The sequence below is a fragment of the Stenotrophomonas sp. YJH_SMC_123 genome (assembly GCF_059368215.1).
The window spans coordinates 206179-224538 of record NZ_JCAFRM010000002.1 but is presented as its reverse complement, the minus strand read 5'-3'; the positions used below and the strand labels follow the sequence as shown (position 1 = coordinate 224538).

The 18360-nt window shown below is 68.5% G+C and carries 15 protein-coding genes; 8 read left to right on the top strand and 7 right to left on the bottom strand.

Annotated features, from left to right (window positions below; all coding sequences use genetic code 11):
- Nucleotides 1-7 precede the first annotated feature (7 nt).
- Both AC5P5W_RS05885 and AC5P5W_RS05880 read right to left on the bottom strand, forming a co-directional pair.
- On the bottom strand, nucleotides 8-1252 hold the full coding sequence (locus tag AC5P5W_RS05885; RefSeq protein ID WP_041863671.1) for a DUF418 domain-containing protein: 1245 nt from the start codon (nucleotides 1250-1252) through the stop codon (nucleotides 8-10).
- Between the two features lie 99 nt (nucleotides 1253-1351).
- Complete coding sequence (locus AC5P5W_RS05880) at nucleotides 1352-1834, bottom strand: FKBP-type peptidyl-prolyl cis-trans isomerase (RefSeq protein WP_197575399.1); 483 nt, start codon at nucleotides 1832-1834, stop codon at nucleotides 1352-1354.
- Between the two features lie 111 nt (nucleotides 1835-1945).
- Here AC5P5W_RS05880 and AC5P5W_RS05875 point away from each other — a divergent pair, with 111 nt between their 5' ends.
- On the top strand, nucleotides 1946-2485 hold the full coding sequence (locus AC5P5W_RS05875) for a C40 family peptidase (protein ID WP_026347086.1): 540 nt from the start codon (nucleotides 1946-1948) through the stop codon (nucleotides 2483-2485).
- Nucleotides 2486-2616: 131 nt separating this feature from the next.
- Nucleotides 2617-3390 carry a C40 family peptidase gene (locus AC5P5W_RS05870; protein WP_197575401.1) on the top strand — a complete coding sequence of 258 codons (774 nt, stop codon included), beginning with the start codon at nucleotides 2617-2619 and terminating at the stop codon, nucleotides 3388-3390.
- A 216-nt stretch (nucleotides 3391-3606) separates the two neighbouring features.
- Here AC5P5W_RS05870 and AC5P5W_RS05865 read toward each other — a convergent pair whose 3' ends face one another.
- The gene (locus AC5P5W_RS05865) at nucleotides 3607-4941 is read right to left on the bottom strand and encodes a dicarboxylate/amino acid:cation symporter (RefSeq protein WP_495220915.1); all 1335 of its coding nucleotides are present in this window, start codon (nucleotides 4939-4941) and stop codon (nucleotides 3607-3609) included.
- A gap of 154 nt (nucleotides 4942-5095) precedes the next feature.
- On the opposite strand from AC5P5W_RS05865, the gene AC5P5W_RS05860 reads away from it, so the two are divergent.
- From AC5P5W_RS05860 to AC5P5W_RS05840, 5 genes are all read left to right on the top strand, one after another.
- On the top strand, nucleotides 5096-6802 hold the full coding sequence (locus AC5P5W_RS05860; protein WP_197575403.1) for an alkaline phosphatase: 1707 nt from the start codon (nucleotides 5096-5098) through the stop codon (nucleotides 6800-6802).
- Nucleotides 6799-7338, top strand: coding sequence for a WG repeat-containing protein (locus AC5P5W_RS05855; protein ID WP_197575405.1), 540 nt, complete (start codon nucleotides 6799-6801; stop codon nucleotides 7336-7338). Before AC5P5W_RS05860 ends, AC5P5W_RS05855 begins: the two co-directional genes overlap by 4 nt.
- Before the next feature lie 584 nt (nucleotides 7339-7922).
- Nucleotides 7923-9209, top strand: coding sequence for a tRNA lysidine(34) synthetase TilS (gene tilS, locus AC5P5W_RS05850; RefSeq protein ID WP_197574840.1), 1287 nt, complete (start codon nucleotides 7923-7925; stop codon nucleotides 9207-9209).
- 36 nt (nucleotides 9210-9245) lie between these two features.
- Nucleotides 9246-9506, top strand: a complete 261-nt coding sequence (locus tag AC5P5W_RS05845; protein ID WP_014647931.1) for an exodeoxyribonuclease VII small subunit — start codon at nucleotides 9246-9248, stop codon at nucleotides 9504-9506.
- Nucleotides 9496-10374, top strand: a complete 879-nt coding sequence (locus AC5P5W_RS05840; RefSeq protein ID WP_197574842.1) for a polyprenyl synthetase family protein — start codon at nucleotides 9496-9498, stop codon at nucleotides 10372-10374. Before AC5P5W_RS05845 ends, AC5P5W_RS05840 begins: the two co-directional genes overlap by 11 nt.
- A 76-nt stretch (nucleotides 10375-10450) precedes the next feature.
- On the opposite strand, the gene AC5P5W_RS05835 is transcribed toward AC5P5W_RS05840, so the two are convergent.
- Together AC5P5W_RS05835 and pmbA are read right to left on the bottom strand one after the other, a co-directional pair.
- Nucleotides 10451-10822 carry a DUF4870 domain-containing protein gene (locus AC5P5W_RS05835; protein ID WP_014647933.1) on the bottom strand — a complete coding sequence of 124 codons (372 nt, stop codon included), beginning with the start codon at nucleotides 10820-10822 and terminating at the stop codon, nucleotides 10451-10453.
- Between the two features lie 87 nt (nucleotides 10823-10909).
- The gene (gene pmbA / locus AC5P5W_RS05830) at nucleotides 10910-12277 is read right to left on the bottom strand and encodes a metalloprotease PmbA (RefSeq protein ID WP_014647934.1); all 1368 of its coding nucleotides are present in this window, start codon (nucleotides 12275-12277) and stop codon (nucleotides 10910-10912) included.
- A gap of 68 nt (nucleotides 12278-12345) precedes the next feature.
- Between pmbA and yjgA the strand changes: the two genes are divergently transcribed.
- Nucleotides 12346-12933: a ribosome biogenesis factor YjgA gene (yjgA, locus tag AC5P5W_RS05825; protein WP_014647935.1), complete on the top strand. Its 588-nt coding sequence runs from the start codon at nucleotides 12346-12348 to the stop codon at nucleotides 12931-12933.
- A 41-nt stretch (nucleotides 12934-12974) separates the two neighbouring features.
- Here yjgA and tldD read toward each other — a convergent pair whose 3' ends face one another.
- Nucleotides 12975-14420, bottom strand: coding sequence for a metalloprotease TldD (tldD, locus tag AC5P5W_RS05820; RefSeq protein WP_014647936.1), 1446 nt, complete (start codon nucleotides 14418-14420; stop codon nucleotides 12975-12977).
- Nucleotides 14421-14478: 58 nt separating this feature from the next.
- Nucleotides 14479-18336, bottom strand: coding sequence for a YhdP family protein (locus AC5P5W_RS05815; RefSeq protein ID WP_197574844.1), 3858 nt, complete (start codon nucleotides 18334-18336; stop codon nucleotides 14479-14481).
- Nucleotides 18337-18360 lie beyond the last annotated feature (24 nt).

The following is an 18360-nucleotide window of genomic DNA, read 5'->3' as shown; positions in this document are numbered from 1 at the left end:
TCATCGCTCACCCCTGCTTCGTCCTGCGCCGCATCGGTGGCCACTGCCGGTAGGTCATTGCACGCCACAGCCATTCCATCGGACCAAAGCGGAAGCGCGCCAGCCACGCGTGCGAAACAGCCACCTGCACGGCAAACAACAGCAGCGCGAACAGCAGCTGCACGCTGCGCGGCATCATCTCGAACCTGCCCAGCCCGTAGTGGTAGAAGGTCCAGGTACACAGCAGCGACTGGCCAAGATAGTGGGTCAACGCCATGCGCCCCACCGGCGCCAGCCACGCCAGCCGCGTGCGCCAGTGCACGATCCACGCCAGGTAGCCCAGGCACATCGGCAGCCCGCCAACCGTGACCAGGGCCATCGCCGCGGTCACCGGCAGGTTGTAGGCGCCGGGTGCAAGGTAGGGTTTCCAGGCAACCCCCAGCAGCGTGACCAGCAGCCCCAGCGGCAGTGCGATCCAGCGCAGCGACGCGTACAGCCGCGGGAAGCGCTCCGGCGTCGCCAGCGCGCCACTGCCGGCGAACCAGCTGCCGAGCAGGAACATGCCCAGCACTTCCGGGCCGCTGATCAGCAACGCGCCCATCGAGGTGCCGAACTCGCTCAGGCGCTGCACAGTGGCCTGCGCCCAGCTGCCCTGCCCGTACACCTGCCGCTGCAGGTCGATGCTCTGCTGCGCCTCGGCAAGCATGCCCTGCACCTCTTCGGCCGACGCCATCGACACCATCGCACCCACCAGCAGCATCATCGCTACACCGCCGAGGTAGACGATCACGCCCATCCACGGCAGCCAGCTGCGCGGCGCCTCGCGGCAGGCCAGCAAGGGCAACGAGACCAGCGCATACATCACCAGGATGTCGCCGGACCAGACCAGCAGTGCATGGCACAGGCCGATCAGCAGCAGGCCGGCGCTGCGGCGCAGGTAGAACGGGGTGAAGTCGCGCCCGGCCACCTCGGCGCGTTGTGCCATCACCGCAAAGCCGGCACCGAACAGCAGCGAGAACAGGGTGAAGAACTTGCCCTGCACGAACACATAGACGAAGGCGTCGGCCCAGTAATCGATGCCCCGCCAGTGCACGTCAATGCCGGTGAAGGCCAGGTCCAGCGGGCCGCTGAAAGCCTCGATGTTCATCAGCAGGATGCCCAGCAGCGCAGCACCACGCAGCACGTCCAGCACGGCGATGCGTTCGCCGGAAGCCACCGGCTGCAGGGAAGGAGAAGCGGCGTTCACGGGGCGTCCGTCAGGCAGGTCCGCCATTATGCCGCCGGCCCGTGCACCATGGATGGCCGCGGCGTGTTCCAGAAACGCAACGGCCCGCCGAAGCGGGCCATTGCTGCCATCATGATCGCGCTGCGATCAGTGCTGGTGACCGCCGTCGCCGTGGACGTGGCCGTGGTCCAGCTCTTCCTTGCCGGCTTCGCGCACGTCGACGATTTCGACGTCGAAGTGCAGGTCCTTGCCAGCCATCGGGTGGTTCAGGTCAACGTCGACGACGCTCATGCCGACCTTCTGCACGGTCACCGCACGCGGGCCGAAGTTGGTCTGCAGCACGACCTGCTGGCCCGGCGTCAGCTTGGTATTGCCGAAGTGCTTCTTCGGCACGCGCTGGGACAGGCCCTCACGACGCTCGCCGTAGGCATCGGCCGCCTTGACGTCGACGTTGAAGGTCGCGCCGGCTTCCTTGTCCATCATGGCGTTTTCCAGGCCCGGGATGATGTTGCCGTGACCGATCAGGATCGCCAGCGGCTCGCCGCGGTCCTTGGACGATTCGATCGGCTCCTGGCCGACTTCGGAAACGGTGTAGTGGAAGCGGACAACGCGGTCTTTTTCGATCTTCATGCGCAACTCTGTCTGGATCTGCCGGAGGCAGGCGGGTTGGGGCGGGTTGTCGCCCGGCGGGGACGCCGCCATCATGACGGCCAATCCAAGGTGGCGCATTATCCGGAGATCATGCACATCACGCCAGTTTCGTCCGGCCAGCGCCGGTTTCTCGCCCCGGCCCTGCTGCTGGCCCTGCCCCTGTTGATGACCGCCTGTGGCGGTGGCAAGGCCACCCGCCCGGCCCCGCCCCCGCCCACGGCGAACTGGCCAAAGACCGTGCCGGACAACCCCGAGGCTGCCAACTCGGTGCTGATGCGCGCCATCAGCCTGGTCGGCACGCCCTACCGCTATGGCGGCAACACCCCGGATTCGGGCTTCGACTGCAGCGGCCTGGTCGCTTATGTCTATCGCGAGATGCTGGACCTGCGGCTGCCGCGCACCTCCCGCGACCTGGCGGCGGTGCAGGGCCCGAAGATCGACCCGCAGCGCTTGGCCACCGGCGACCTGGTGTTCTTCGGCAGCCGCGGCAGCGTCACCCACGTCGGTATTTATGTAGGTGAAGGGCGTTTCGTGCATGCGCCGAGCACCGGCGGCACCGTGCGCCTGGACTCGCTCAGCGGTCCCTACTGGAAGGACCACTACACAGGGGCGAAACGCGTCCTTCGCTAAAATGAACAGGCGATATATTCAAAACTGTGACGGACATCACTGTGCAACTAACGAATTACTAACGGAATTTTTAACTTATCCGCGCTTTTACAGGGCATGATGCCCCATCGTTTTTTTCCTGTGACCGACGCGTGACGACTGACGACCTGAAAAGCGAAGGCCAGACTTCCGTATCTTCACGTAGTGCCCGCCCGCTGTTGCTTGGCCTGGCACTGTGTCTGACCAGCCTTCCGGCCTGGTCGCAGACTGCTCCGAACCGTTCCGATGTGACCCCGGCCCCGGTGGCCGAGAGCACCGCCCGACCGGCCGCCAAGGCCGAGGCTGCCGCTCCGCAGCGCAGCCGCGTCGATGCCGCCGCCAGTGCCACGCTGGCCGCCCTGCTGCCGCACCTGGCCGCCAACGACACCATTCCGCTGATGGACCGCTCGGCCGTGGTGGCCGGCGACCTCAGCCGCCTGCTCGCCAACTACGACACCAGCAGCGCCGCCAATGGCAGCGTCATCGGCACCGCCGCCGACAACGGCAAGGTGCAGTCGCTGCTGCGCCGCGCGATGACCCTGCTGGGCACCCCGTACCGTTGGGGTGGCAGCAACCCGGACAGCGGTTTCGACTGCAGCGGTCTGGTCGGTTATGTGTTCCGTTCGGCCCTGGGCATCGAACTTCCGCGCGTCTCGCGCGAGATGGCCCACGATGACAATGCCGAACTGATCAACGACCGCACCGCGCTGGCCGCGGGTGATCTGGTGTTCTTCGGCCGCAAGGGCCGCGTCGACCACGTCGGCATCTACGTCGGCGATGGCCGTTTCCTGCATGCGCCGAGCTCGGGCAAGGACGTCCGCGTGGACACCCTGCTCAGTGGCTACTGGGGCAACAAGTTCATGCAGGCCCGCCGGGTCGACCTCTGACCGGCTGGCGTCACAGCGCCGCCTGATACGCAAAGCAAAGCCGCTGCCCTGCAGCGGCTTTTTTGTTGGGCCCGCGTAATGGTGGGTAGCTGCCGACCTTGGTCGGCACCGCCTCCATCCACGCATGGCGTGGATCTACCACGGCCGGCAGCGCGTCAGCCATCTCCCAAACGAAAGGCCCGCCGGTCAGGGCGGGCCTTTCATCTCCACGCAACCTCAGCTGCGTGGCGGTGTCGGGTCAGGATCGTCCACGCCCACATTGCTGGACGGATTGTCATACACCGCCTGGTCCAGCAGCCCGGTTTCCTTGGCCACGATCACCGGCACCAGCATCTGGCCGGTCACATTCGTCATCGTGCGCATCATGTCGAGGATGCGGTCGATGGCATACAGATAGCCGATGGTCTCCAGCGGCAGGTTGGCTGCGCTCAGCACCACCGTGGCCATGATCACCGCGGTACCCGGCACGCCGGCCGTACCGAAGCTGCCCAGCACCGAGGCGATCAGCACCACCACGTACTGCTCCGGGGTCAGCGGCACATCGCTGTACTGCGCGATGAACACCGCGCACAGCGCCGGATAGATCGCGCCGCAGCCATCCATCTTGATGCTGGCGCCCAGCGGCACCGCGAATGAACCGTAGTCCTTGTTCACGCCCAGGTTGTGGGTGATCGAACGCAGCGCCACCGGCATCGCGGCGAAGCTGGACGAGCTGACGAAGGCCACCTGCATGCCCGGCGCCGCGCCGCGGAAGAACTTCAGCGGGTTCAGGCCGTGCGCCAGCAGCAGCGCGCTGTAGACCACCACGATGTGCAGGGCGCAGGCCACGTACAGGGCCAGCACGAAATGGCCCAGCGGCAGCAGCTTCTCGAAGCCATAGCTGCCGACCAGGCCGGCGATCAGGCCGAAGGTACCGATCGGGGTGACTTCCAGCACGAAGCGGGTCACCTGGATCATGATGTCGCTCATCTGGCCGACCAGCTTGCGCGCCTCGGTCACCTTCTCGCCCAGCTTGACGATGGCAAAGCCCACCAGGCCAGCGAAGAAGATCACCGGCAGGATCGAGCCGCGACCGGCCGCCAGCACGGTCTCACCGGCCGCATTGACCTTGGTACCGATGCCGGACAGCGCGTAGAAGACATTGGCCGGCACCACGTCCAGCAGCACCTGCACCACACTGGGCACTTCGCGCGGCACGTAGTTGCTGGCCATTGTCAGCTGCAGCCCGCCGGCACCGGGCTGCAGCACGGTCCCCACGCCCAGCCCAACGCATACCGCCAGCGCCGCGGTGATCACGAACCACAGGAAGGTGCGGCCACTGAGCGCGGCGACCGACTTCTGCCCGTGCAGCGACGAGATTGCGTTGATGACCGCGAAGAACACCAGCGGCACGGCGATCATCTTGATCAGGGTGACGTACAGCTCACCGAGCGGGCCGAACCACGTTTCCGCGGCCGGGCCAAGCGCCCAGCCGGCCAGCGCGCCGAGCACGAAGCCACCGACCACGCGCTGCCAGAATGGAATCCGCAGCCAGGCAGAGACCAGCTTCATAGGCAATCCAGAGGGGAAGGAAGGGATGCTGGCACGATAGCCCAAGGCGGCCCGCAGAACGACCGCCCGGCCGGCAAATCAGTGTGTCATCGGCGTGCCTTGCAGGGGCGGGCATAATGAACGTCCCGTTACAGTTTGTGAGATCCCAGCGTCCATGCGCCGTTCCGTCTCCCTGTTGGCCGCCTGCGCCACCACCCTGCTGCTGGGCGCCTGCGCCAGCACCCCCCCCGCCTCTGCCCCGGCCGGCCTGAAGGTCGCCGTCGACCCGGTCGCCCATCCGGCCGGCGAGACCCCGCAATGGTGGTACCGCAGTGGCGCCGCCCAGGCCGCCGCCAACGGCGCGATGTCCGGCAAGGCGAAGAACGTCATCCTGTTCCTCGGCGACGGCATGAGCCTGACCACCGTGGCCGCCGCGCGCATCTACGAAGGCCAGCAGAAGGGTGGCTCGGGCGAGGAGAACCTGCTGTCCTGGGAGCGCTTCCCGGCCACGGCGTTCAGCAAGACCTACAACACCGATTCGCAGACGCCGGACTCGGCCGGCACCATGACCGCCATCACCACCGGCGTGAAGACCCACATGGGCGCGATCGGTGTCAGCGCCGGCAGCCGCACCGACTGCGCCGACAGCCTGTCCAAGGGCCTGCTGACCTGGCTGCAGCTGGCCGACAGCGCCGGCCTGGCCACCGGTGTGGTGTCCACCGCGCGCCTGACCCATGCCACCCCTGCTGCCACCTATGCGCACTCGCCCGAGCGCAACTGGGAAAACGACACCGACCTGACTGAAGCGGCCAAGGCTGCAGGCTGCAAGGACATCGCACAGCAGCTGCTGTCGACCTCGCGTTATGGGCGCGGCCCGCTGGTCGCTCTCGGCGGCGGTCGCGGTGAATTCACCACCGTGGAAGAGCGCGATCCGGAATACGACGACAAGGTCGGCCAGCGCCTGGATGGCCGCAGCCTGGTGCAGGAATGGCAGCAGGCGCACCCGCAGGGTGCCTACGTGTGGAACAGCAAGCAGCTGGCGGCGGCCGCCAATGCGCCGGCCATCCTCGGCCTGTTCGAACCGGACCACATGCGCTACGAATACGAGCGCCCGCAGGATCCGGGCGGTGAGCCGAGCCTGGCCGAACTGACGGCTGCAGCGATCAGGAATCTGGCCAGGCACCAGGAAGGCTACGTGCTGATGATCGAAGGCGCGCGCATCGACCACGCCAACCACAGCGGCAACGCCTACCGTGCACTGACCGAGACCGTGGCGCTGTCCGACGCGGTGCGCGTGGCCAACGAGCTGACCTCGGCCGACGACACCCTGATCATCGTCACCGCCGACCACTCGCATACGCTGAACTTCGTCGGCTACCCGGCACGTGGCAATCCGATCCTGGGCAAGGTGAAGGACAAGGGCGGCGAAGATGGTGCCGGCAAGCTGGACTACGCGCTGGACGGCACCGGCCAGCCGTACACCACGCTGAGCTATGCCAACGGCCCGGGCCATACCGGCAGCAGCAACCAGCAGCCGGCCGGCCCGAAGCGTTACCCGCACAACCCGAGCAGCTTCGAACCGGCCAACGGCCGCCCGAACCTGCGCGAGGTCGACACCGAGCATCCGGACTACATGCAGGAAGCACTGGTGCCGATGAAGTCTGAATCGCACGGTGGTGAGGATGTCGGCATCTGGGCGCGTGGCCCGGGCAGCAAGGCGATCCGCGGCACGCTGGAACAGAACGCGATCTACCACATGATCGTGCAGGCCACCCCGGCCCTGCGCGAGCGCCTGTGCCAGGCCGGCACCTGCGATGACAAGGGCGTGCCGGTGCAGCTGCCGGCACCGACGGCCTTCGAGCGCAAGGCCGAGGCCAAGTGATCGTGCGGCAGGCCCGCCTCGACCGCGGCCGCTTCGCGCGGTCGCTGGTCCTGCTCGGCGTACTGGCCGGTTCCAGCGCGCTGGCGCAGGCGCCGACCTGCCAGCTGCTGACCGACGAACACGGGTTGTGGCCGCTGCCCAACTGCGAGGTGGTCGATCACCGGCCGAAGATCAGCGCCGATGCGCTGAAGAACCTGAACTACGACGACCACGGCCTGGCCGTGGTGTATGCCGACCAGGGCTTCCACTACGTCGACCGCAAGGGCCGCAGCCTGCCTGTGCTGACCTGGGACAACGGCCCGGAAACACCGCAGGAAGGCCTGCTGCGCGGCCGCGTCGGCAACCGCGTCGGCTACTTCGACCTGACGTTCCGCCAGGTGGTGCCCGGCACCTACGATTTCGGGTGGCCGTTCCAGGATGGCGTGGCCGAGGTCTGCAACGGCTGTCGGCGCGGCACGCCGGATGCCGATGGCCACACGCCGATGGAAGGCGGGGAGTGGTTCCGCATCGACCGCGCGGGCCGTCGGGTGAAGTAGGTTTTTCGGCAGGGCTGCGCCCTGCACCTGCCGATGCAACGGCAACGGCCGAAGCAACAGCAACAGCAACAGCAACAGCGCGCATTCCGTGGGATGGCGGGGCGGCCGGCAACCACGGCGGTTGCTGTTGCTCCTGGTAGGTGTCGACCTTGGTCGACACGATTTTTCTCTCAGATATCGAATTGAATCCGGGGTCAGATCCGTTTTCCGCAGGAAAACGGATCTGACCCCAAGAGCAATTCCGACAGTTCGCAGGAAACTGTCAAAGGCGGGATGGGTCCGGTTGCGGGAGTGTCCGCGGCATGGATGCCGCGGCCAAGCCCCCATGGGTGAGGGCGCTTTGCTTGCGAAGCACTGCTTCGCAAGCGCCCGAACGCACAGCCGCCAGCGGCTGGGCCGGCCTGCGGGTTGACGGCGTCTCCCGCAACCGGACCCACCCCGCCCACCCTCAGGAAACCAGCTTCTGCTGTTGCTGTTGCTGTTGCTGTTGCTGTTGCTGTTGCTGTTGCCGTTGCTGTTGCCGTTGCTCTGGATCGTAGCGGGTGCAGGGCGCAGCCCTGCCGAGCAACCCTATACTTGCCGCCGTGACTGCCTTCCCTGCCCTCGTTCTGCTGGATGCGCCACTGCTGGTGGGCTACAGCGGCGGTGTCGACTCGACCGTGCTGCTGCACTGGCTGTGGCGCAGCGCCAAGGCCTCCGGCACGGCGCTGCGCGCGGTGCACGTGCACCATGGCCTGCACCCCGATGCGGACGACTGGGTGCTGCATTGCCAGCAGCAATGCGCAGCGCTGGGCATCGAACTGGCCGTGCATCGCGTGCAGATCGACCCCACATCGGGCCTGGGCCTGGAAGGCGCAGCACGGCAGGCGCGACGCGCCGCGTTCGCCACCGAACTGCGCGACGGCGAAACACTGGCGCTGGCGCAGCACCTGGACGACCAGGCCGAGACCTTCCTGCTGCGTGCCCTGCGTGGCTCCGGCGTCGATGGTCTTGCCGCGATGTCCGCAGACAGCCGCGTAGGCGAACACCGTGTGTGGCGACCGCTGCTGGCGGTGCCGCGCCGTGCGCTGCTCGATTACGCGCACCAGCACGCGCTGCGCTGGGTTGAAGACCCCAGCAACGCCGACGACCACGCCGATCGCAATTTCCTGCGCCTGCAGGTGCTGCCGTTGCTGCGCCAGCGCTGGCCGCACGCCGCCGCGGCATTGGCGGGCAGCGCCCTGCATTGCCGGCAGACCCGCGAGCTGCTGGACGAGGAGGACGCCGAGCTGATCGCGCATCTGGAGGTGGCACCGCGTGTGCTGTCGCTGCAGCTGCTGCGCCAGGTGTCACCGGGCCGCGCCGCGCGCGTGCTGCGTGCCTGGGTGATCGGCCATGGGGCCGCCCCACTGCCGGCCACGGTGCTGCAGCAGGCGCTGGACGAGCTGCTGCCAGCCAGCAACGATCGCCAGGCGCGGGTGCGCTGGCACGATCATGCCATCCAGCAATGGCGCGATCATGCCTATCTCCTGCCCGCGCAACTGCCGGCGCTTCCCCATGATTGGCAGGCCGGATGGGATGGACGCGCGCCATTGGCGCTGCCCGATGGCGGTCAGCTGCACCTGCACGGCGCCGAGGCCTTCGAACGGCCGCTCCAGGTCCGTGCGCGTGTGGGCGGCGAACGCATCCTGCTGCCCGGTCGCCAGCATTCGCATGCGCTGAAGGACTGCCTGCAACGCGAACACCTTGCCCCCTGGCGACGCGCCCAGCTGCCGCTGGTCTTCGATGGAGCGCAGCTGCTTGCCGCCGCCGACGTGGTCATCGCAGCTCCCCTGCAGGCCTGGTTGCAGGCCCACGACGCGCAGCTGCAGTGGCGTCCGGGCGGCTGGTGAATTGACCCCCGCGCGCAGCCCGTCCACACTTGCCGCATGGCCAAGAAGTCCCCCGAAAACGCCTCCCCGGTCGCCCAGTTCGAGCAGTCGCTCGAATCGCTGGAACAGCTGGTGGAGCAGATGGAAACCGGCGAGCTGAGCCTGGAAGCGTCGCTCAGTGCTTACGAACGCGGTGTCGGTCTGTACCGTCAGTGCCAGCAGGCGCTGGAGCAGGCCGAATTGCGCGTGCGCCTGCTCAGCGATCCGGCCCAGCCGGAAACGGCCGAGCCTTTCGATCCGCCCAACCATGACGGCTGAAGCCCTGTTCGCGCGCTGGCGCGACCGTATCGAAAGCCAGCTCGATGCCGCCCTGCCCTCGCCTGCCGAAGCACCGCAGCGCCTGCACCAGGCCATGCGCTATTCGGTGCTGGGCGGTGGCAAACGCATGCGCCCGCTGCTGGTGTATGCCAGTGGACACCTGTTCGGCGCGCAGCCGGAACAGCTGGACGCGGCGGCGATGGCTGTCGAGCTGATCCACGCCTATTCGCTGGTGCATGACGACCTGCCGGCGATGGACGACGACGCCCTGCGCCGCGGCAAGCCGACCGCCCACATCGCCTTCGACGAAGCCACCGCGATCCTGGCCGGCGACGCCCTGCAGACGCGTGCCTTCGGCCTGCTGGCCGATGCGCCGCTGCCGGCCACGCTGCGCGTGGCCTGCCTGCAGACCCTCGCTCACGCGTCCGGCGCCTCCGGCATGTGCGGTGGCCAGGCGCTGGACATCGATGCCACCGGCCAGCAGCAGACCCTGGCGGCACTGACCCGCATGCATGCGCTGAAGACCGGCGCGCTGATCCGTGCAGCGGTGCGCATGGGGGCGCTGTGCGGCCAGGCCCACGAGCCGCAGCTGGCCCAGCTCGACAGTTTCGCCGATGCACTCGGCCTGGCCTTCCAGGTCCGCGATGACATCCTCGATGTCGAAGCCAGTTCCGAACAGCTGGGCAAGACCGCCGGCAAGGACCAGGCGCAGGACAAGAGCACCTTCCCCGCGCTGCTCGGCATGGACGGCGCGAAGGCGCAGCTGCGCGAACTGGCCGCACGCATGCAGGCCACGTTGGCCGGCCATGGCGAAGAGGCCGATGCGCTGCGCGCGCTGGCAACGCTGGCGGTGGAACGCGATCACTGATCGCCGCCGGTGGCGCTGCCCTCAAACAGGAACGCCCGGCAATGCCGGGCGTTCCTGCTTGCGCATGCGGCCGGTATTACTTGATCAGGCGCAGGGTGAACGGGTAGCGATAGGCTTCGCCGTTGTTGGCCTTGACTGCGGCAATGATGCAGAACACCAGGTTGATGATGCCCACGATCGGCGCCAGGATGCCGCCGATGATCACCACCATCAGGATGATGCTGATGACCATGGCGATGGTCACGGTGATCTGGAAGTTCAGCGCTTCCTTGGCCTGGTCGGTCACGAAGGCCTTGCTGGCGTCATCCTTGTTGATCAGCCAGATGATCAGGGCGCCGATGAACCAGGTGAAGATGCCCAGCAGGTGCGCAGCCAGCGCCATGGTGCGCTGGTCGGCCGGGGCATCGGTGGTTGCCGGCGGCGGCGGGACGTTATCGAATTCGCTCACGACAAAACTCCTTTTCATTGGGTGGTCTTGACCCACCAGCACCAAGCTGGTTGCGTCAGGCGCGCATAGCTTACGTCATCAATGCCATCAATCATTACCGGCGACGGTCATCCGCCCCAGCAGGATCGAACCGGTCCGGATGTGCGAGCGCGGGTCGACGTCGCTGCCGACCGCCTCGATGCTGCTGAACATCTCGCGCAGGTTGCCGGCGATGGTGACGCCGTCCACCGGGTACTGGATCTCGCCGTTCTCGACACGGAAGCCGCCCGCGCCTCGTGAGTAATCGCCGGTCACCCCGTTCACGCCCTGCCCCATCAGCTCGGTCACCAGCAGGCCGTCACCCATCTGCCGGGCGATCTCTTCCAGCGGGCCGGCATTGGCCGCCAGCTGCAGGTTGTGCACGCCGCCAGCATTGGCGGTGGTCTGCAGGCCTAGCTTGCGCGCCGAATAGCTGCCCAGCACGTAGCGCTGCAGTACGCCGTCTCGGACCAGCGCCGAACTACGGGTGGCCACGCCGTCGCCGTCGAAGGCGGCCGAGCGCAGGCCACGGCGCAGGTGCGGCAGCTCGTCGATCTGCATCCATTCCGGGAACAGGCGTTGGCCGACGCTGTCCAGCAGGAAGCTGGCCTGGCGGTACAAGGCGCCGCCGGACACCGCCGACAGCAGGTGGCCGACCAGGCTGCGCGCCACTTCCGGGGCGAACAGCACCGGCATGCTGCCAGTAGCCAGTGAACGCGGCTGCAGGCGGGCCACGGTGCGCTCGGCGGCACGACGGCCGACCAGGCCCACGTCTTCCAGGTCCTCCCGGGCAAGCGCGCTGGTGTACCAGCCATCGCGCTGCATGCCATCGCCCTGCCCGGCGATCAGCGCGCAGCCGACCGAATGGTGGGTGCCGCGCTCACGACCAAAGAAACCATGCGAATTGGCATACACCGACAGGCTCTGCATGCTCGACACCGATGCGCCGTCGGAATTGCGGATCTGCGCGTCGGCCTCGCGACCGGCCGCCTCGCAGGCCAGGGCCAGGTCCACCGCCTCATCGGCCTGCAGCGCCCACGGGTGCCAACCGTCCAGCTCCGGGAAGTCGGTGGCCATCAGTGCGGCCTCGGCCAGGCCGGCAGCCGGGTCATCCTCGGTATGCCGGGCAATCGCGCAGGCCTGCTCGACCGTAGCGGCCAGGCTGGCCTCGTTCAGGTCACCGGTGCTGGCACTGCCCTTGCGCTGGCCGAAATAGACGGTCACGGCGATGCCGCGGTCACGCGTGGACTGCACGGTCTCGACCTCACCGAGGCGGACATTGACCTCCAGTCCGCGGTCCTCGCTGCAACTGACCTCGGCCTGGCTGGCGCCCAGCGCGCGGGCGCGGTCGAGCAGCTGCTGGGAGAGGTCGGCCAGCCGTTCCAGCCGGGCCGGGCTGTCGTCGCCGACGGCCACTTCAGGGGCGATCACGTTCAATGCTTTATCCTGTACAGGTTGGGCCCGGCATCACGCCGGGCGACTTTTTTTGAGATCAGGTAGGGACGATGCGCGGACGCGACGAAGAAACCGGTGAATTCCACGACAAGAGCCGCAGCCAGAACCGGCGCGACGCGCTCGACGTCCTGGCCCTGGGCGAGAAGCTGGTGTCGTTGACCCCGGCCCAGCTGGCGCGCCTGCCGATCCCGGAAGACCTGCTGCCGCATATCGCCGAGTGCAAGCGCATCACCGCCCACATCGCCCACAAGCGCCAGCTGGCGTTCCTGGCCAAGCACATGCGCCGCGAGGACGAGGCAACGCTGGACGCGATCCGCGATGCGCTGGACGCCAACAGCGAGACTGGCCGCCGCGAAGTGGCGATGATGCACCGCGTGGAAGACTGGCGCGACCGCCTGTTGGCCGACGGTGACAAGGCGCTGGCCGCCCTGCTTGACGACTACCCGCAGGCCGACCGCCAGCAGCTGCGCACCCTGGTACGCAACGCGCAGGCCGAAAAGGCGAAGAACAAGCCGCCGCGCGCCTACCGCGAGATCTTCCAGGTGCTGCGTACGCTGATGCTGCCGGCGGCGCTGGGCTTGAAGACGGCGGGCGACGAACACGCCGGCGATCCGGTCGACGAGGCCGACGAGGACTGAGTCCGCGCCGGCCCGGGCGGTGGCCGCGGCCATCGCCACGCTCAGGCCTGCGTACCGCCGACGGTGATGCCCTCGATCAACAGCGAGGGCTGGCCGACACCCACGGGCACACTCTGCCCGTCCTTGCCGCAGATGCCCACGCCCTCGTCCAGGGCCAGATCGTTGCCGACCATGCGCACCTTCTGCATGGTCTCCGGGCCGTTGCCGATCAGGGTCGCGCCCTTCACCGGGGTGGTGATGCGGCCATCCTCGATCAGGTAGGCCTCGGTGGCCGAGAACACGTACTTGCCGCTGGTGATGTCGACCTGGCCACCGCCGAAGTTCACCGCGTACAGGCCCTTCTTCACCGAACGGATCATCTCCTGCGGGTCGTGCTCGCCGGCGCGCATGTAGGTGTTGGTCATGCGTGGCATGGTCAGGTGCGCGAACGATTCGCGGCGCCCGTTGCCGGTCGGGGCCATGCCCATCAGCCGCGCGTTGAGGCTGTCCTGCATGTAGCCGACCAGGATGCCGTCCTCGATCAGCGGGGTGCACTGGCTCGGGTGGCCTTCGTCGTCGATGTTCAACGAACCGCGGCGACCGTCGAGGGTGCCGTCGTCGACGATGGTCACCCCCGGTGCGGCGACGCGCTCGCCGATGCGGCCGGCGTAGACGCTGGTGCCCTTGCGGTTGAAGTCGCCTTCCAGGCCGTGGCCGACCGCTTCGTGCAGCAACACGCCCGGCCAACCCGGGCCGAGCACCACCGGCATCATGCCGGCCGGCGCCGGCACCGCGTCCAGGTTCACCAGCGCCTGGCGCAGCGCTTCCTGGGCCAGGGCTTCGGGGCGGCCGCTGGCGAACAGCGCTTCGTAGCCATAACGGCCACCACCACCGGCGTAGCCGGACTCGCGACGGCCGTTGTGTTCGACGATGACCTGCACGTTCAGGCGTACCAGCGGGCGCACGTCGGCCGCCAGCACGCCGTCGCTGCGGGCGATCAGCACCGTATCGACGCCGCCGGACAGGCTCACCATCACCTGCTTCACGCGCGGGTCGGCGGCACGCAGGTAGCCATCCAGGCGCTTGAGCACCTCGACCTTGGCCTCGTTGCCGATGCCGTCGATCGGGTCCAGCGCCGGGTACAGCGCGCGCGCATTGCCGCGCAGCAGCGAACGTCCGGTCTGCGCACCGCCCTCGCGCGAGATCGCGCGCGCCGACTGCGCCGCCGCCAGCAGCGCATCGGCATGGATGTCATCGGAGTAGGCGAAGCCGGTCTTCTCGCCGGAAATCGCCCGCACGCCCACGCCCTGCTCGATGGAATGGGCGCCGTCCTTGACGATGCCGTCTTCCACGCTCCAGCTCTCGCGGCGGGCGTGCTGGAAATATAGGTCGCCGAAGTCGACACCAGGGCCGAGCAGCTGCCCGAAGGTGCGCTCCAGGCCGGCGGTATCCAGGCCGCCGGGGCGCAGCAGGCGGTCTTGGGCAAGCGTCAGGGCGATATCAGTCATGGTTTCGATCTGGGGGTGCGGGGGCGCTCAGGCAAGCCCCGTGAACGGGAAGCCGTGCTCAGCGCGAGCGCGGCAGGTCGGTGACGGTCGGCGGAATGGCCGGTGCAGGTGCCGGCACGGGCGGTGATGGGGTCTTGTCGCGGCTGCGCTCGATCACTTCCACCTTCGGCTCCTTCCATGGACCGGTCACCTTGTAGGTACGGGCGCCAATCTCGCCCAGCGGCTTGGACAATACCGCATTGGTGGCCGCGCCCAGCGCCGCCCCCACCGGGCCGCCGGCCACCGCACCGACCACGGTCAGCAGGTTGCCCGCGCGCGGGTTGACGTCGATGGTCTGGTCGAACTGCTGGTTGCGCAGGTCGGCCTGGCCACGGATGGTGATGTTGGCCGCCGGGCCTTCGATCAGCACCTTGTCGGTGCGCGCCATGCCCTGACCGAACTGCATGCTGCCCTCGATCTGGTTGAACGCGAAGCCCTTGGAGAAGAAGTCGCGGAAATCGAACATCATCCGCCGCGGCAGCTGCGCGACGCTGAGCAGGCCCAGCACGCGGCCGGCGCCCGGCTCCAGCTCCAGCAGCTGGCCATTGCGCGCATGCAGGTCGAGGCTGCCCTGCAGGTTGCCCAGCTGGAAGTCCGACGGCCCCCCGCTCCAGGCCGCCTGCAGCTGCGCCTGGCCGGAACCGCCGCGCAGCTGGCCGCCGTAATCAAGGTTCTGCATCAGCCCGCCCAGGTCCTCGCTGCGCACCTGCGCGGTCAGTTCGGTACGGGCGCCGCCCGTACGGCCGAGCCAGCGGCCGGTGATGTCGATTTCCTGGTCCGGCGCGCGGAAGCGCAACGCGTCCACGTTCAGGCCGTTGGCCAGCGGGCGCGTGCGCAGCACCGCCTGGCCCAGCACCACCTTGCCGAACTTCAGGTCGGCGATGTCCAGCGCGAACGGCGGCAGCTTGGCCGGGTCCATGTCATTGGCACCGGCCTGTACCCGCGCCGGCGCGGCGGCCGCACCCGGTGCCGTCGGCAGTGACTGCCAGTGCACGCGGTCAAGCTGGCCGCTGATGGTGCCGCCGTCGGCGTTGGGTACGGTCAGGCGGCCGGCCAGCGACGGCCCGTCCAGGCGCACGTCCAGTGCCTGCGGGCCCGGGTGCAGCTGCAGCCGGGTCTGCTCGAACACTCCGCCGATCAGCTTGAGCTGGCCGACCTGCACGTCGACCGCGCGCAGCGGCATCGCGTCGTCGTCACTTCCACCGCGCGCCAGGCTGATCCACTCCAGCGCATCCAGGGTCGGGCTGCGGCCATTGACCGTCAGTCCGCTCGCCGGCGGCTCGCGGTCGACATGGTCGCTGCCCAGCGTGACCTGCACACCGGTCTGGTTGTTGTGGCTGCGCGCGGCCAGGGCCAGGCGCTGGCCGAACGCTACGTCGATGCGGCCGGCGCCCATCGGCAGCTGCGCGGCCACCGTGGTCGCCAGCGGCTCGGCGGCCGGCTTGTCCAGCGGCGCCGGCAGGTCGAGCCGGGTGCCGACCAGGTCCGAACTCAGTCGCAGCTCGCTCGGCGGCGCAGGCGCGCCGGGCGCCACCTTGGGCAGGTTGACGCCGATGGTCCAGGCCGAATTGCCGTTGATGTAAGGCTTGAGCCAGGCCATCTCGGGAGCACGGTCGATCAGCACGCTGGCATCGAGGCGGGCGGTCAGCTGCGACTCGAAGGCGCGCGTGCTGTCATGCACGTAACCGCCGGCACGCAGGCTCAGCCGTCCTTCCTGGCCGAGGTGGCGCACCGCCAGGTCCTCGGCGCCGAAACCGCCATTGCTGTAGCGCGCCTGCCCGTGCATGTTGTCAAAGGTCAGCTGGAAGCGCTTGTCGACCAGCTTCACGCCGGCCAGATCGACCGTGCCCTGCAGGTGGCCCTCGCCTTCATCCTGATGCAGCGGCTGCAGCAGATCGAAGGTCACATGGGCCGGACCGCTGGCGACCAGATTGTCCAGCGTATCGCCGTAATCCTTGTGCAACGGGCTCAGGCGCAGCATCGCCAGCAGCTTGCCGGCCTCGCTCGGCGCATCGGCACGTACGTACAACGGCTGGTGCCCGAAGTCCGGAATGCCCGCTTCGAATTTCTGTACCGCCACGCCGGCAAGATCACCCCGTCCACGCATGTCGAAGCCAGGGCCGATGAAGGCGATGTCGGCGTCGACCTGGCTCATCAGCGGCCAGTCGTGCTGGAAGCGGATGTCGCCATTGGTGATGTGGCCGGTGGCCTCGAAGCGGCCATCATTGTTGTCGAACGGCCAGTCGTCCAGGTCACCGGTGACCAGGCCGACGCCATTGCGTACCTGGCCGCCAGCCAGCGCCATGTCCAGCCAGTCGGTGGCGCCCTTGCTCATCTTGGAGTGGATCCAGAAGCGCTTGGCCGCCGTCATCGGCACGTCGTCCAGCTTCGCGGCCAGCTGCAGCCACGGCCGCGTGCCGTCGCCCTGGAACCAGACCCCGCCGCGCACGTCGGCCGCGTAGTCGGTGCCTTCCACACGCATCGCCGGCGTCCCGATCCGCCAACCACCGCCCTCGTCGCGCCAGCCCACGATCTGTCCGGCCAGGTGCAGGTCATGGCGCACGCCGAAGCCGGTCGGCCAATCGAACTGCAGCTGCCGTTGCGGTTGCAGCTGCAGGCTGAAGCCGTCGGCGTCGCCTTCAAAGCGCCCGCCCAGGCCGCGCAGGCCGGGCGAGTTGCCCACGCTGGCGAAACCCAGCGACTGCAGTTCACCCTGCGCCCACAGGGGGCCATCGCGTTCGCCCGACAGCTGCAACGCGCGCACGTCCAGCTGCGGCCTGGACAGGAACAGCCAGCGACGCAGGCCCGGCTCAAGGCGATCACTCAGGGCCAGCGCACGCAGTGCGATGCCGGCCTGCACTTCACCGGAACGGACCTGCAGCTGTTTGCCGACCTGCAGCTGCAGGCCATCGAGGCGCTGCTCGCCGTCTTCATTCTTCAGCCGCAGCTGCGGTACCTGCAGCGCCCAGCCCTCGGCCTGGCGCTGCCAGCGCAGGCGGGCCTGCAGTCGCTGCAGCTGCAGCTGCGGCGCCGCCATGCCGGGTATCGGTGCGCCATCAATGCGCACGTCGCGCAGGTCCGAATCCGTGGTCAGCGCCACCGGCGCGAAATCGCGCAAGGTCAACCACAGGTTCAACTCGCCCTTGCCCTCGCGCAGGCGCACGCCGCCAGCCGCCAGCAAGGGCGCCCAGGCGTGGAAATCGACCGGGTCGGCGCCCAGCCAGGCCTCGCCGTTGCCGCGCGCACGGTCCACGTCCAGCACCGCGGTCAGCGGCAGCGCTTCGGGCTGCGCCCAGGCGCGTACGCCCACGCGCAGGCGATCGCCATTGACCCGCATGCGCAGGTCGATGCGCGGCAGCGTGGTGTCGATGCCCAACGTCGGCGCGTGCACGCCCAGGCGCCCTCCGATCACCTGCAGCTCGCCCAGCCGGCGCAGCGCATCCAGCGGATCGCCGCCGTTGTCCGATTGCGGCAGCCCGCGCACCGTCCAGCGTCCGTCCTCGCCCTGCTGCAGATCCAGCGCCAAGCCACGCAGGCGCAGCTCGGTCAGCGAGCGCCCGGGCAGCAGCCCGCTGTACATCGATACCAGCACCTCGGCCTCGCCGATCGCCAGGCCCTGCCCGGCGCCGATGCGCAGGCCTTTCAGCTGCAGCAGCGGGCCACGACGGGTCCAGGCTGTCTGCAGCTGGTCGAAACGCACCGGCTGGCCGGCACGCTCGCTCAGCCAAGCGGCGATCCTGTCAGGATGACGCTCGGCCAGCGGCAGCAGCTGGCTGAGCGTGCCCACCAGCAGTGCAAGCCCGACCAGGCCCACCGCACAGGCGGCAATGAAATGACGGCGGATCCTTCGCAGTCGCAGGCGCGGCGGCGCGCTCATCGGCCACCGCCGGCCTGCAGCCGG

Excerpts from the sequence above, each read along its gene's own strand:
- AC5P5W_RS05885 (WP_041863671.1), bottom strand. The coding sequence starts at position 1,252 with ATGGCGGACCTGCCTGACGGACGCCCCGTGAACGCCGCTTCTCCTTCC.
- AC5P5W_RS05880 (WP_197575399.1), bottom strand. The coding sequence starts at position 1,834 with ATGAAGATCGAAAAAGACCGCGTTGTCCGCTTCCACTACACCGTTTCC.
- AC5P5W_RS05875 (WP_026347086.1), top strand. The coding sequence starts at position 1,946 with ATGCACATCACGCCAGTTTCGTCCGGCCAGCGCCGGTTTCTCGCCCCG.
- AC5P5W_RS05865 (WP_495220915.1), bottom strand. The coding sequence starts at position 4,941 with ATGAAGCTGGTCTCTGCCTGGCTGCGGATTCCATTCTGGCAGCGCGTG.
- AC5P5W_RS05860 (WP_197575403.1), top strand. The coding sequence starts at position 5,096 with ATGCGCCGTTCCGTCTCCCTGTTGGCCGCCTGCGCCACCACCCTGCTG.
- AC5P5W_RS05845 (WP_014647931.1), top strand. The coding sequence starts at position 9,246 with ATGGCCAAGAAGTCCCCCGAAAACGCCTCCCCGGTCGCCCAGTTCGAG.
- AC5P5W_RS05840 (WP_197574842.1), top strand. The coding sequence starts at position 9,496 with ATGACGGCTGAAGCCCTGTTCGCGCGCTGGCGCGACCGTATCGAAAGC.
- yjgA (WP_014647935.1), top strand. The coding sequence starts at position 12,346 with ATGCGCGGACGCGACGAAGAAACCGGTGAATTCCACGACAAGAGCCGC.
- tldD (WP_014647936.1), bottom strand. The coding sequence starts at position 14,420 with ATGACTGATATCGCCCTGACGCTTGCCCAAGACCGCCTGCTGCGCCCC.
- AC5P5W_RS05815 (WP_197574844.1), bottom strand. The coding sequence starts at position 18,336 with ATGAGCGCGCCGCCGCGCCTGCGACTGCGAAGGATCCGCCGTCATTTC.